Source organism: Sphingobacterium sp. MAE, assembly GCF_056711605.1.
The window spans coordinates 1,722,435-1,737,167 of record NZ_CM160044.1; the positions used below are offsets into that span (position 1 = coordinate 1,722,435).

General features: G+C 37.4%; 13 protein-coding genes. 9 read left to right on the forward strand and 4 right to left on the reverse strand.

Annotated elements, in window-relative coordinates:
* Positions 1 to 53 precede the first annotated feature (53 nt).
* The 3 genes from AC06G9_RS07230 to AC06G9_RS07240 form a co-directional block, all read right to left on the reverse strand.
* Entirely contained in the window at positions 54 to 1,073 is a 1,020-nt protein-coding gene (locus AC06G9_RS07230) for a hypothetical protein (RefSeq protein ID WP_480957792.1), read from the reverse strand.
* A gap of 16 nt (positions 1,074 to 1,089) precedes the next feature.
* Positions 1,090 to 1,611: a hypothetical protein gene (locus tag AC06G9_RS07235; RefSeq protein ID WP_480957793.1), complete on the reverse strand. Its 522-nt coding sequence runs from the start codon at positions 1,609 to 1,611 to the stop codon at positions 1,090 to 1,092.
* Between the two features lie 72 nt (positions 1,612 to 1,683).
* The gene (locus tag AC06G9_RS07240; protein WP_346569090.1) at positions 1,684 to 2,814 is read right to left on the reverse strand and encodes a hypothetical protein; all 1,131 of its coding nucleotides are present in this window, start codon (positions 2,812 to 2,814) and stop codon (positions 1,684 to 1,686) included.
* Positions 2,815 to 2,991: 177 nt separating this feature from the next.
* On the opposite strand from AC06G9_RS07240, the gene proS reads away from it, so the two are divergent.
* From proS to AC06G9_RS07260, 4 genes are all read left to right on the forward strand, one after another.
* Entirely contained in the window at positions 2,992 to 4,464 is a 1,473-nt protein-coding gene (proS, locus tag AC06G9_RS07245) for a proline--tRNA ligase (RefSeq protein ID WP_045753114.1), read from the forward strand.
* A gap of 18 nt (positions 4,465 to 4,482) precedes the next feature.
* Positions 4,483 to 5,268, forward strand: coding sequence for an NAD-dependent epimerase/dehydratase family protein (locus AC06G9_RS07250; RefSeq protein WP_480957794.1), 786 nt, complete (start codon positions 4,483 to 4,485; stop codon positions 5,266 to 5,268).
* 39 nt (positions 5,269 to 5,307) lie between these two features.
* The gene (locus tag AC06G9_RS07255; RefSeq protein WP_480957795.1) at positions 5,308 to 6,453 is read left to right on the forward strand and encodes a cystathionine gamma-synthase; all 1,146 of its coding nucleotides are present in this window, start codon (positions 5,308 to 5,310) and stop codon (positions 6,451 to 6,453) included.
* 81 nt (positions 6,454 to 6,534) lie between these two features.
* Entirely contained in the window at positions 6,535 to 7,311 is a 777-nt protein-coding gene (locus AC06G9_RS07260) for a TIGR02757 family protein (protein WP_248754237.1), read from the forward strand.
* 61 nt (positions 7,312 to 7,372) lie between these two features.
* On the opposite strand, the gene AC06G9_RS07265 is transcribed toward AC06G9_RS07260, so the two are convergent.
* Positions 7,373 to 8,248, reverse strand: coding sequence for a LysR family transcriptional regulator (locus tag AC06G9_RS07265; protein ID WP_045753110.1), 876 nt, complete (start codon positions 8,246 to 8,248; stop codon positions 7,373 to 7,375).
* A gap of 91 nt (positions 8,249 to 8,339) precedes the next feature.
* Here AC06G9_RS07265 and AC06G9_RS07270 point away from each other — a divergent pair, with 91 nt between their 5' ends.
* The 5 genes from AC06G9_RS07270 to AC06G9_RS07290 all read left to right on the forward strand — a co-directional run bounded on the left by AC06G9_RS07270 (position 8,340) and on the right by AC06G9_RS07290 (position 14,727).
* Entirely contained in the window at positions 8,340 to 9,053 is a 714-nt protein-coding gene (locus AC06G9_RS07270; RefSeq protein WP_480957796.1) for a class I SAM-dependent methyltransferase, read from the forward strand.
* A gap of 344 nt (positions 9,054 to 9,397) precedes the next feature.
* Complete coding sequence (locus tag AC06G9_RS07275) at positions 9,398 to 11,674, forward strand: ATP-dependent helicase (protein WP_248754235.1); 2,277 nt, start codon at positions 9,398 to 9,400, stop codon at positions 11,672 to 11,674.
* A 52-nt stretch (positions 11,675 to 11,726) separates the two neighbouring features.
* The gene (locus AC06G9_RS07280) at positions 11,727 to 12,539 is read left to right on the forward strand and encodes a DUF4290 domain-containing protein (RefSeq protein WP_045753107.1); all 813 of its coding nucleotides are present in this window, start codon (positions 11,727 to 11,729) and stop codon (positions 12,537 to 12,539) included.
* 115 nt (positions 12,540 to 12,654) lie between these two features.
* Positions 12,655 to 13,980 (forward strand): UDP-N-acetylglucosamine 1-carboxyvinyltransferase, encoded by a 1,326-nt coding sequence (gene murA, locus AC06G9_RS07285; RefSeq protein WP_045753106.1) that lies wholly within the window; start codon positions 12,655 to 12,657, stop codon positions 13,978 to 13,980.
* Positions 13,981 to 14,091: 111 nt separating this feature from the next.
* Positions 14,092 to 14,727, forward strand: a complete 636-nt coding sequence (locus AC06G9_RS07290) for a YceI family protein (RefSeq protein WP_480957797.1) — start codon at positions 14,092 to 14,094, stop codon at positions 14,725 to 14,727.
* Positions 14,728 to 14,733: the final 6 nt, after the last annotated feature.

Genomic DNA, 14,733 nt, shown 5'->3' on the forward strand with positions numbered 1-14,733 from the left:
GGGCATTTCTATTCCATTAAAAATAGAAGCTTTTTTTGTATAAGAGTAACTCCTTAGAACTTTGATCCTATTGTTAACATGACGTTCGTTCTACTGTTTTTAATATCAGCACGTGGGCTGACAGTATTCCAGTCACCTTCATAAGTAATTTTATAAGGACTCTCTTTATAATTATTAGCATTATAAACGCCTGTTAAGTCAAGATAAACACCTCCGCCTAATTTGGCTCCTACACCTGCTGAGATACCATAAGTCTTATAGTCCGCATTTTTATAAGGATTACCATTAAAGTTGAAACCCGCTCTACCGCTGAATGTTTGATCAAATAATACCTCACCACCTAAGCGTACATTGAATGCTGCTTGATAAGTTTCTTTAATGCTATTATTCATTTCTTTTTCTATAGCTGAGTTATTTCTGGAGTCTCTCCAACGCATACTAGCATAGTCCACAAATTCTACCTCAGCAGTTAATAGACCTGCACCTAAATATTGTGTTACACCTGCAGAAAGCTTATAAGGGGTTTGTAAATTATAATCATAAGAACTTGATCCAATTTCTTCGCTTGATCTAAAGCTTGCAAATGAGGTGTTTACATTCGGTTTGAAATAATTAATATCGGTGTACGCTGTAGATTCATCAGCGATCGATAAGAACGTAGGTGTCTTAGCCGTAAATCCTAAACTAAGTGAAGGCGTGGGCTTATAGATCATCCCTAGTTTGAAATCAAAACCGGATCCTTGTGTTACCTGGCCATAACGATCAAATAATTCATAATCTACATAGTTAAACTCTTCCTTATCTGGTTTTAAATAGTCAGAATTTGGATTTAAAGCAGCGATACCTGCTGCGGTTTTTGTCATACCGTATTCTGTAAATACAGCAGATTTTTCATAACGAAAATCAGTTAAACTGAATGTAGCACCGATGTAAAACTTATTACTGTAGTTTGAACCAAAAGATAGGGCTGTTTCTGATTTTCCTCCTTTACTCCATACGGAATTAAATTGCTCACTATTTTTATCTTCTGCCAAAGGAAAATAGAACTTTTTATCCTTATCTTCCTCAAACATGAAAGATTTATAAAAATCATCCGCCCAGTCTTTTCTGAGTTGGATCGATCATTCGATCAGCATAGGCGTGCGTGATAGAATTATCGGTGTTTATTCCGCTGTAATCTAATTTGTTGTCAAAAAGATTCGTACGGTTGTAGGCGATACCAACATTAAAGTTTAACCAACCCTTTGTTAGATCTCCACCATAACGGACAGTCGGTAGATGAAATACAACACCACCATTATCTATATTGAAGTTATCTGTTTTACTATCACTTTTACGACCAAAGTAGTTTACCTTGTTTTTATTATATTGGTAACGTAGTGTTGCCGAAGCATCAGATTGATTATAGAAACCCAATCCAGCGGGGTTGCCTGTAATTGAACTGATATCACCACCTAATGCTGTTGATGCACCACCCATAGCCTTGAAACGAGCTGTTCCTCCATTATCTCCTTGAGAAAATAAAAGAGCGTCTTCCGTATACTGGGCTTTTGCAGTGCCAACCATACCTATAGCTAGTACACTTCCAAAAAGTATTTTTTTAATAGTCATATAGTTTAATTGTTATAGTAGTAATGAAAGAGTGATTGAATTGGGCTCAATCACTCTTTTTATTGATCTTATTTATCTTGTACGTCCTCCGCCACTGCTACGTGTTGCGCCGCCACCGCCGCCGCCTCCAGATGAACGTGTTGCACCACCTCCGCTATTAAAACCACCACTAGATTGCGTTCTCATGGTTGGTTGTGATGAACGTACAGGTTCGCTACTACGTGTTCTTGATTCTTGGTAGTTATCTCTGCTTGTACTTCTTGTTGGTGTGTTATATTGTGCTCTATTTGTACTTGTTGAGCGCGTTCTGCTTACACCGCCATTTGTATTGTTATCATAATTATCTGAGCGAGTTGATCTTGTTCTGCCCACACCGTTACTATTGTAGTCACCACGGTTAGTGTTGCTTGATCCGATACGTGTTCTACCTGTTCTTGTGTCGTTTGGATTATTGCTTGAAGCAGATGAACGCGTTCTACCTACCGTACTGATTCTACCATTTGCATCTCTCGATACAACAGTATTTGAGCGTGTACGTCCTGATGTTCTGCCGGCATCACTATACCGTCCGTTAGATCCAGAACGTGTATTATAGTTGTCGCGATAAACGCTACGAGACGCTAACTGACGAGATCTGTGGTTCCCCCAATAAGGAGCACCATATCCACCACCCCAATAATTACCATATCCTCCACCCCAATAATTGCCGTATCCGCCGCCCCAATAGCCGCCGTATCCCCATCCTGGATACCAAGGATTATACCCCCATCCATGACCGAAGCCAAAACCTAGTCCCAATGACCAACCTCCGCCACCGTAACCAAATCCAAAAGATGGACCATACCAACCTCCGTAACCCATACCCATACCATACCATGGATCAAAGAAAGGGTCAAAGTACGTCATTCCTGGAGAAGAATAATAGAAGCGATTGATTCGATTTGCATATTCCAAATCTTCATATCTTCCTTCTTCATATTCCTGATCAGAATAATCATCACTATAATATCCATTATCTTGGCCTTGATTCACTTCGCTTTCATCCGTGTAGTAATAGTCAGGACTTTGGTAAGCTTGTCTTGCCTGGGCATTATTATTATAGACATCATCACTATGCGTGAATTGTCTGCTAGTAGTACAAGAACCTAATGTTAGGGCTCCTGAAATCACAATAGCGCCGAGTAAAAAACTATTTTTTTTCATAATATACTAAGTCGTTATGTTCGACAATACAGTCTAATTTACTATCTTAGACCCAGATTTCTGATAAGGGTTTAATCGTTTTTCAAAAATAAATAAATATTTCTTTTTAAAACTGACATTCGCTTATTAGACGGAATTCTTAATCACAATGTTACAATAATTTTTGAAATAAATAATATGGGTAAAGGTATAACAAGTCGTGAAGAAGACTATTCACAATGGTATAATGACCTTGTGATCAAGGCTGACTTGGCAGAATACGCTGCAGTAAGAGGTTGTATGGTAATTAAGCCATATGGATACGCTATTTGGGAGCGTATGCAAGCCGTTTTGGATAAAAAATTTAAAGATACTGGACACAGTAATGCTTATTTTCCTTTGTTCATCCCTAAGTCATTTTTTTCGAAAGAGGCTTCACACGTTGAAGGTTTTGCAACTGAATGCGCTGTCGTAACACATTACCGTTTAAAAAATGATGGTCATGGAAATATTATTGTAGATGAAGATGCTAAATTAGAAGAAGAACTAATTGTTAGACCAACTTCAGAAACGATTATTTGGAACACTTACCGCGGTTGGATCGAATCTTATCGTGATCTTCCGATCTTAGTCAACCAATGGGCCAATGTGGTACGTTGGGAAATGCGTACAAGACTATTCTTACGGACGACAGAATTTCTATGGCAAGAAGGTCATACAGCCCATGCTACACAAGAAGAAGCAATTGAAGAAACAGAAAAAATGCTTCACGTATATGGTGACTTCGTTGAGAACTATTTAGGTGTACCTGTTATTCGCGGCCGTAAAACAGAAAATGAACGTTTTGCAGGAGCAATTGATACGTACTGTATCGAAGCATTGATGCAAGATGGTAAAGCTTTGCAAGCTGGTACTTCACATTTTCTTGGTCAAAACTTTGCAAAAGCCTTTGATGTTAAATTTACTTCTAGAGAAGGTAAACTAGAGCATGTGTGGGCAACATCTTGGGGTGTTTCTACCCGTCTAATGGGAGCTTTGGTTATGGCGCACTCGGATGATCAAGGTTTGGTATTACCACCCATGTTAGCACCGATTCAAGTCGTAGTCGTTCCAATTTTTAAAACTGCAGAAGAAAAACAAGCCATCGATACGTTTATCGATGCCCTGTCTACAGAATTAAAAAGTAAAAATATTTCTGTGAAATATGATGACCGCGATACGCAAAGACCAGGATTCAAATTTGCAGAGTGGGAGCTGAAAGGTGTGCCACTGCGTGTGGCGATCGGAGCCCGTGATATGCAAAATGGAACTGTTGAATTAGCAAGACGTGATACACAAACAAAAGAAACTGTTGAACAAGATGGTTTAGGTGACAGAATTGAGCGCTTATTGAATGAAATTCAAGAAAACATTTTTAAGAAAGCACTAGATTATAGAGATTCTCATATTACAGAAGTAAATTCGTATGATGAATTTAAAGAAGTATTAGAAACCAAAGCTGGTTTTATTTCCTGTCATTGGGACGGAACAGTAGAAACGGAGAAACTTGTTAAAGAAGAAACGAAAGCTACCATCCGCTGTATTCCTTTGGATGCCAAAGAAGAAGCTGGTATCTGTATTTTCACAGGTAAGCCATCAACAAAAAGAGTTTTATTTGCGAAAGCATATTAATCTATAAATCACTTTCTCATGCGTTATCTTATATTAGGATGTGGATGGGTAGGGGAGTTTGTTGCTAAGTTGTGGTTGAGCGAAGGACATGAGGTCTGGGCATCAACGACTACAGATGAAAAATACCATCGGTTACGCTCCGATGGTATTTTTGTATTTACACACAATTTTGACAAATCTGCTACACTTCCAGATGATCTGCCAATTGACTTTGATTATATTTTAGTGAGTATTCCGGCATCAAGTAAATCAACAATCGAACAATTAACTCATCGGTTTTTCCATGTAGCTCAATCGTTATCGACGCTAACGTATAAAAAAATTATATTCTTAAGTTCTACCGGAATATATCCCGATGTGTCCAAAGAAATTATGGAAGATACTTTTGCAGAAAATGAGCTGCAGGAAAAATTATTGCTAGCAGAAAAAGCCATTGGTCAATTTCCAAGAACACATGTTTTCCGTTTAGGAGGCTTGTTTGGTCTAAATCGCATATTTGCTAAGTATTTTGCAAATAAGATCTGTACAACAGGAGGGCAACTCGCTAACTTTATCCATTTAGAAGATGTTGCTAGGATTATAAGTTTGGGGTTTGTGACCCCCTTAACCTATGCGATATATAATGTGGTATGCCCGCTTCATCCCTCAAAAAAAGATGTCATTGAAGCATCGGCAAAAAAATATGGCTTTGATTTGCCCAGTGCTTTCCATGATACCGCATCATTCCAAAAAATTGTACGATCAGCGCGTTTGCAAAATGACTTGAATTATACTTTTAAATACAAATCTCCGTTAGATTTTTAATAAATTTACTTTTCAGAATTAACATAAATAGTAAAAAATATGGCATATAAATTTGCAACGAAAGCAATTCATGCTGGTCAACAATCGGATCCAACAACGGGTGCGGTGATGACTCCAATATATCAAACCTCTACCTATCAACAAGCATCTCCTGGCGAACACAAGGGATATGAATATTCGAGAGGAACAAACCCAACACGTAAAGCATTGGAAGATTGTTTAGCTGCTTTAGAAAATGGTCAGTACGGCTTAGCTTTTTCAAGCGGTATGGCAGCTACAGATTGCGTGTTGCGATTATTGAAACCGGGAGACGAAGTCGTGACAGGTGACGATTTATATGGCGGTTCTTACCGAATCTTTACCAAAGTATACGAAGCTTATGGTATAACTTTCAAATTTGTCAATACCTCAGACGTCGATGCAGTACGATCAGCAATCTCGGATAAGACTAAATTAATCTGGGTAGAAACACCAACCAATCCAACATTGAAGATTGCAGATGTCGAAGCAATAGGTCAAGTTGCTAAAGAGAAGAAGGTGCTTTATGTTGTCGATAATACCTTTGCCTCTCCATATTTACAAAACCCTTTGGATATGGGGGCTGATATCGTTATGCATTCGGCAACAAAGTATATCAATGGTCACTCAGATGTGGTTATGGGAGCATTAGTCATGAATGATGAAGAGCTATATAAACAATTGTTCTTTTATTATAACGCTGTAGGTGGAACTCCTGGTCCTCAGGATTCTTTTTTAGCACTTCGTGGTATCAAGACTTTACATCTGCGTATGCAAGCACATTGTGCCAATGGACGTCAAGTTGCGGAGTACTTAAAAAGCCATCCTAAAATTGAGAAAATTTACTGGCCAGGTTTCGAAGATCATCCTGGACATGATATTGCTATAAAACAAATGCGTGATTTTGGTGGTATGATATCTATTGTGTTAAAAGGTGCCGATCTAAAAGAAACTTTCCGTATCGCTTCACAATTTAAGGTATTTACCCTCGCTGAATCTTTAGGAGGCGTAGAGTCTTTGATCAATCATCCAGCAACGATGACACATGGATCAATTCCAAAAGAAACACGAGAAAAAGTTGGTGTCGTGGACAACCTGATCCGTATCTCTGTAGGAATAGAAGATGCTGATGACTTGATCGCAGATCTTGAGCAAGCTTTAGTATAATTATAGATTAAAAAGGTTATGACCATCAGTTTCTTCTGATATTCTTTATTAGAGGAAACTGATGGTTTTTATTTTAGTGTAATGGCAGATTTTAATATTAAGGATTTTCTAGATAAAAAAGTTGAAGAATATAATCAACCCCATTTTATAACTCATGATCCCATCTCTATTCCCCATCGTTTTCAAAAGCAAGAAGATATTGAAATTATGGGATTTATAGCAGCTGTATTAGCATGGGGGCAGCGTAAAACGATTATTAATAAATGCACAGAGCTGATTGAGCGCATGGATGGAAGTCCACATGATTTTATCATGAATCATCAAGAAATAGATCTTAAGCAAGTGCTCGGATTTAAGCATCGCACCTTTAATGATACCGATCTTTTGTATTTTATTCAGTTTTTTCGCTATCATTATAACCATTTTCCATCTTTAGAAGATGCATTTTTAGTTGGTCAGGAACATGCCGATGAGATTATTCTGGAGAAGTCATTAGATGAGTTTAAAAATTATTTTTTCTCGCTTCCCGATTATCCATTAAGAACAAGAAAGCATATCAGTTCGCCCATTCAAAAATCAACTGTAAAAAGGATCAATATGTTTCTGCGTTGGATGGTACGTGACGATGATAAAGGTGTAGATTTTGGAATTTGGAAGCGACTGAATCAAAAAGATCTCATTTGTCCCTGTGATCTTCATGTAGAACGCGTAGCCCGAAAATTCGGATTGATTACCTTAGATAAAGTAAATTGGAAAACAGCATTGGAGTTGACTGCCAATTTAAGAAAATTGGATCCCCTTGATCCTGTTAAATATGATTTTGCTTTGTTTGGTTTAGGGGTAGAGCGAGAATTATAAAATAAAGATCAGCACACGAATGGAGATCTGACCTTTATTTTATAGCTATTTGATAAACTACTTATGTGGTATAGTAGTCTTTAATCAAGGTTATAAATTGTTGTAAAACGGGATGCTGGCTTTTGTGATCATAGGCTAGTATGACTTCCGTTTGAATCTCCTGCTCCTTTAGACTATGGAAGTTTAAGGTCAGCTCGGTGTCCTGTTTAGATACCGATGTTGGAACAAATGCGATGCCCAAGCCATTTGCTACTAATTCCAATATGGAATGCATGGTATTACATTCGTGGACAATCTGTGGGTGAAAACCAATTCTATTGGCACAAGCTATAATTTGATTGTGATAGTCATCCGCATAGCTGGCATTATAGGAGATAAAGTCTTCTTGCATCAATGTAATCGCACTGATTTCTTTTGTCCAATCTTTTGGAGTTGCTAGACAGAACGAATCTTTGAATAAAGAATGAACCTGAAGATCGGTCGTGAATATTGGCGCACGTAAGATCCCTAAGTCCAACTTGCCGTTTTCTAATGCTATTTTTTGCTTTTGAGAAGAAATCTCATAAAGATATACATGCAAATATGGAAACTCTGCTTTTATCTGTTTGAGGATGTGTGCCAACATCTTTTTCGGGGTAGAGCTGATGTATCCCAATCTAAAATCGCCCGATATTGCTTGATGTAGCTGCTTGGCCATCAATTTAGCTTTCTCCAGCTGCTGCATCAATTGATCACATTCCTTTAAAAAATAGCGACCAGCATTAGTCAGCTCTACACGCTTGTTATTTCGATAAAATAAAATCACGCCCAACTCTTTCTCCAAATCTTTAATTTGGCGGGTAAGCGGAGGTTGAGAGATGTGCAATTGTTCTGCTGCTCGTCCAAAATGTAACGTGGTCGCTACTGCTTTAAAATAATGTAAATGTCTTAATTCCATCGATACTTGAAAGGTATTAATAATTGCCTAAAATAGTATTTTTAAAGTATTAATCAATGCTTTAGATTTGAAAAAGTTAAAAAACTATGAAATGACAAAAAAATCAACATTAAAGGACATTGAAGAGCGTTTTGATCAGGATGTAAGTCGTTTTTCAAATCTTGACACCGGTCAGCAGACGACTTTAGATGCGCTTTTTAATATGGAGCTGATCACGGATGGTATCGCTACTGTATATCCCGATTTAAAGCAGGTGCTGGATATTGGTTGTGGTGCCGGAAATTATCCGGTCAAATTAGCACATCAACTTTCAAATTTTGATTGTACGTTGGTTGATTTAAGTCAACCGATGCTCGATAAGGCCTATGAACGCCTACAAGGATTGACATCAGGAAAAGTTGAAATAATTAAAGGTGATTTTAGAACAGCGGCGCTAAAAGAAAATAGTTATGACGTGATTATAGCTACGGCAGTATTGCATCATCTGCGTGATGATCAAGATTGGGAACAAGCGTTTGAAAAATTATATAGGTTGTTAAAAAAGGGCGGGAGTATGTGGATTTTTGATTTGGTGATACAGGATCATGAAGCTATTCAGCATTTAATCCATCATCAGCATTACGGAGCCTATCTGACGAGTTTGAAAGACGCATCCTACCGCGATCATGTGTTCAATTATATTGAATACGAAGACACACCACGTAGTCTGACCTATCAGCTAAATTTATTGAAAACAGTGGGGTTTAATTTCGTAGACGTGCTTCACAAAAAATTAAATTTCGCCTCTTTTGTGGCTTTTAAATAACTGTCGATTTTGCGGCCATAGTTTCTGCTTCAACTTCGGATTTGATTAATAACAAGTTTTATAATAATGGGGATATAATAGGGGGTTTATAGAGGGTTAGTAGGGGGTTAATAGGGGTATACCCCTATTAACCCCCTACTAACCCTAAGCTATATCTAAAGTAAGCCTAAATTATTATTTAATTTGGTCTCTTTTTGATATTGAAACAGTGTTTTATATAATTATCAATAATAGGCTGTTTTATTAAAAAAAATAATATTTGTAGATGATCACTCCCTATCCACCAAATGATTTTCGTACTTTTATAAGCTATTTTAGATAACATATAATATTAGGAGAAAGCTTTGGATTTTTTAGCAGGATTGAACCCATCTCAAAGAGGAGCTGTAGAACAAACTGATGGTCCAGTAATGATTGTTGCTGGAGCTGGATCAGGAAAAACTCGTGTCATTACTTACCGTGTAGCACATTTAATACAAAAAGGAGTAGATCCTTTCCATATATTAGTATTGACCTTTACGAATAAGGCAGCTAAAGAAATGCGTAATCGTATTATGTCCGTTGTTGGGGCTGAAGCCAAGAACATATGGATGGGTACATTTCACTCGGTGTTTGCAAAGATCTTACGTGTTGAAGCAGAATTAATTGGATATCCCCGTAATTTTACGATTTATGATACCGATGATACGAAAAGCTTATTGCGGTCCATTTTAAAAGAAATGAACTTGGACGATAAGCTCTATAATGTCAATCACGTATATGGACGTATTTCGCAGGCTAAAAATAATCTGATCTCACCACAGGAGTACAATAAAAATGAAGCCTTAAAAGCTGAAGATATTTCTAACGGTCGAGGACAATTGGGAGAAATCTATATGACCTATGCACAGCGTTGTTATCGTGCAGGTGCTATGGATTTTGATGATCTGTTGTTTAAGACCAACGTACTGCTTAATAAGCACCCAGAAGTACTGCATAAATATCAGCATCAGTTTAAGTACCTAATGGTCGATGAGTATCAGGATACAAACTTTTCACAGTACTTGATCGTTAAACGCTTAGCTGCTGTCAATGAAAATATCTGCGTGGTGGGCGATGACGCACAAAGTATTTATGCATTCCGTGGAGCAAATATTCAGAATATCCTGAATTTCCAAAAAGATTATCCAACTGTTCAAGTTTTCAAATTAGAGCAAAATTACCGTTCGACTCAAACGATCGTGAATGCTGCAAATTCGGTCATTGCTAACAATCAGAATCAGTTGGAGAAAAATGTCTTTTCAGATAATGAAGAAGGAGAGAAGATTAAGGTCTCACGTGCATTTTCGGATAATGAGGAAGGTAAAATTGTTGCGGAATTAATTTCGCAAGAAAAGGCTTTGAAATCTTTAAATTATAAAGACTTTGCGATTCTATATCGTACAAATGCCCAATCTCGAGCGATGGAGGAAGCCTTACGAAAAATTAATATTCCTTATAAAATATACGGTGGTACTTCATTCTATCAAAGGAAAGAAATTAAAGATTTAATCGCCTATTTTAGGTTGACCTTCAATCCGAATGATGAGGAGGCGTTGAAGCGCGTCATTAATTACCCACGTCGAGGTATTGGTGATACCACGGTCGAGAAGATTGTCATTGCAGCAGATCAGCACCAATATCGTCTTTGGGACATTGTAGCCAATGCTCAGATGTTTATGGATGGTCGCAGTGCGGCATCTGTAGGTGGTTTTGGTCAAATGATATTGAGTTTTCAGGCATTAGCAAAGACCAATAGTGCTTTTGATACCGCGATGCACATTGCGCAGCATTCGGGTATATTAAAGGAATTGTACGAAGATAAATCAGTAGAAGGATTGACACGTTATGAGCATATCCAAGAATTGCTCAATGGTATTAAAGAGTTCTCTGAACGTGAAGATATCGAGGAGCGTGGTTTGGATATCTATATGCAAGATATCGCCTTGTTAACTAATGATGATAATGACAAAGATCCCAACGCCGACACGGTTTCCATGATGACGATACACTCTTCAAAAGGGTTAGAATTTCCAGTTGTATTTATCGTAGGATTGGAAGAGAATCTATTTCCATCACAATTGGCTTTAAATTCGAGGACAGAATTGGAGGAGGAACGAAGATTATTTTACGTTGCAGTTACCAGAGCTGAAAAAAAATTATTACTTTCGTACGCAACTTCTAGATATCGTTGGGGAACACTGAATAACTGTGAACCAAGTAGATTCTTGGATGAACTGAATCCAGCTTGTTTGGATTTGGATTTTAAACCAAGACAAAGTTCTTCTGCAGAATCTGGAGGTTTTCAAGGTGAGCGTATTGCTTGGCAGCAAAAAGAGACGGATAGTTTTTCAAAACCTAAGCCGAAACCTTTTAAAACTACCTCGATATTACCCAAAGCGCATACACCTTCCGCTGGTTTTACTCCGTCTGATACCAATAATTTACAAGTTGGCATGGAAGTGGAGCATGAAAGATTTGGATTTGGAAAGGTTGTGAACCTGGAAGGATCGAAGGGAGAAGTAAAAGCAACTATTTTCTTTAAAGACTTGGGACAGAAACAATTGTTGCTTAAATTTGCAAAACTGAGAATTATTCAATAATTTAATACCAAAGTATCAAATACAACGTTGTATTGGTACTGAAATTCACTATATGAACTTTGACTACAACAGCACAAGACCGAAGCTAATCCTAGCTGAATACGGTAGGAATGTGCAAAATATGGTAAACTATATTTGTGATTTACCGACAAAAGAGGAAAGAAATAAGTATGCTCAAGTTGTCATTGATATGATGGGGGTTTTAAATCCTCATTTACGCGATGTGGCAGATTTTAAGCATAAATTGTGGGATCACTTACAAATTATTTCTGATTTTAAAATCGATGTAGACTCACCTTATCCTACAGCAACTCCAGAATTGGTAAAACATGAACCGGAATTGTTAACCTATCCACAGCATAATATTAAGTACAAACATTACGGTTTTACTGTGGAGAAGATGATTAATAAGGCCATTTCGATCACAGATGAGGAAAAGCGTCAAAAAATGGCTCTTTCCATTGCCAATTTTATGAAAATGGCTTATACAACTTGGAATAAGGATGCGGTTGCAGATGAATTTATCATCCAAGATTTATCCGAATTATCAAGTAAAGTTTTGCAATTGCCCGAAGGCACTGTATTAACGAAGCTAGACTTTAAAAGCGCGCCTCCAGGCAACCGCGTTAAAGGAAATAGCCCTGCCCAAACAACGAATAACAATTCGGGTCATTCTAATAATAACCACAGTCGCAGCAGTAATAACAATAACTCAAACAATAGAAGACCTTCTGGCACGAATTCGTTCCAAAAGCGTAGCAACTCTGGTGGCGGAAGCAGTAATAACAACAACAGACGCCCTTATCAAAATAATAATAATAGCAACAGCAGTAGTAACAGTAACAGCGGTTATAAAAGAGGATAATTGTTAATACCTTGGGTATTAGATAAGGCAATTGTGAAGTAATTTATATTTCTTTTCAATTGCTTTTTTTCTTATAGATAACGTAAAGAGAATATAAAAAGATATAGGTGTACGAATGAATGCATTTGAAATCAATGGCGGGAAGCCATTAAAAGGAGAGATTATTCCTCAGGGGGCAAAAAATGAAGCATTGCAGATACTGTCTGCAGTATTGTTGACGGAGGAGCCCGTGACAATCAGTAACGTTCCCGATATTAAGGACGTGAATAAATTAATTGATCTTTTGAAAGCTCTAGGGGTAAGTGTTAATCAGATTGACGAGGATACTTATGTCTTTGAAGCAAAAAATATTAATATTGATTATTTCCAATCCAACGAGTTTAAGGAAAAAGGCGGAAGTTTGCGCGGATCTATTATGATCGTTGGACCTTTATTAGCTCGTTTTGGAAAGGCTGCTATTCCGAAACCAGGAGGTGATAAAATCGGTCGCCGACGTTTGGATACGCACTTTTTGGGATTTGAAAAGTTGGGAGCTAAGTTTATCTACGATGCGGAAAATCATTTCTTCAATGTTGATGCTTCTCAATTAAAAGGTGCATATATTTTATTAGATGAAGCGTCAGTGACCGGTACTGCCAACATTGTGATGGCAGCTGTATTGGCAAAAGGAACGACTGAAATCTATAATGCTGCATGTGAGCCATATCTACAACAGTTATGTAAAATGTTGAATCGCATGGGAGCTAAAATCTCAGGTATCGGTTCAAACTTGCTTACCATAGAAGGAGTAGAGCGCTTAGGCGGTACTACACACCGCATGTTGCCCGATATGATCGAGATTGGTTCTTTCATTGGACTGGCAGCTATGACAGGTTCTGAGATTACCATCAAAGATGTTTGTTATAAGGAGCTGGGGATTATTCCTACTGTTTTTCAACGATTAGGAATTAAAATGGAACTAAGAGGTGATGATCTTTTTATTCCAGCTCAAGATTCATATGAAATCGATACTTTTATTGATGGATCAATTTTAACGATATCCGATTCTCCATGGCCAGGATTCACACCTGATTTATTAAGTATTGTCTTGGTTGTGGCTACACAAGCAAAAGGAAATGTTTTGGTGCATCAAAAAATGTTTGAAAGCCGTCTTTTCTTTGTTGATAAATTAATCGATATGGGTGCTCAAATCATTCTTTGTGACCCACATCGCGCTACTGTGATTGGGTTAAATAAAATGTATCCTTTGCGAGGCATTGAGATGACTTCTCCAGATATACGTGCAGGAGTATCCTTATTAATTGCCGCTTTGTCAGCTAAAGGCACGTCTACCATTCATAATATCGAACAAATAGAACGTGGTTATCAACATATTGAAGAACGCTTGAAAAAACTAGGGGCTGATATTCGACGTGTAGAGGCAACTCCAAAAGGACATTAAAAACATGGTATTGTCATAATTTAATTTTGTATACTACAAAGGTAGATTTTATTTCAATCTTATAATATATTTGATAAATCAAATGTTTAAACATATAAAAGTATATTAATTATGAAAAAATTATTGTTATTGCCCGCTATTGCAGCTGTTATCATGTCTTCATGCGCTGGAAATCCTGAAGGAAAAAAAGCCGAAGTTCAAGATTCTGTCGCTACTGAACAAATTGCTACTCCCGCAGGAGATGTTTATCAAGTAGATGTTGCACAATCGAAAGTGGTATGGACAGGTACAAAAGTAACAGGTGCACATACAGGTACAATTGCAATTAAATCAGGTACTTTAAGTGTAGATAACGGTGTTCTGACCGGAGGTACATTTTCATTGGACTTGAATACAATTAGTTCTACAGATTTGGAAGGTGAGTATAAGGAGAAATTGGATGGACATTTGAAAGCAGCAGACTTCTTTGATGTAGCTAAATTTCCAGAAGCCACTTTTGTTATCACTAAAGCTGAAGCTGGTGCAACTCCTCAAGATGTGAAAGTTTCTGGTAACTTAACAATCAAAGGTGTTACTAAAAATATTTCATTCGATACTAAAGTTGTTGAATCTACTGCAACAACAATCAAAACAGAAGCTGATTTTAATATCGTTCGTGCAGATTGGGGTGTAAGTTATGAAGGTAAAAAAGATGATTTAATCTCTGCTGAAATTAACTTTAAGGTTTCTTTGGTAGCGACTAAATAATATCAA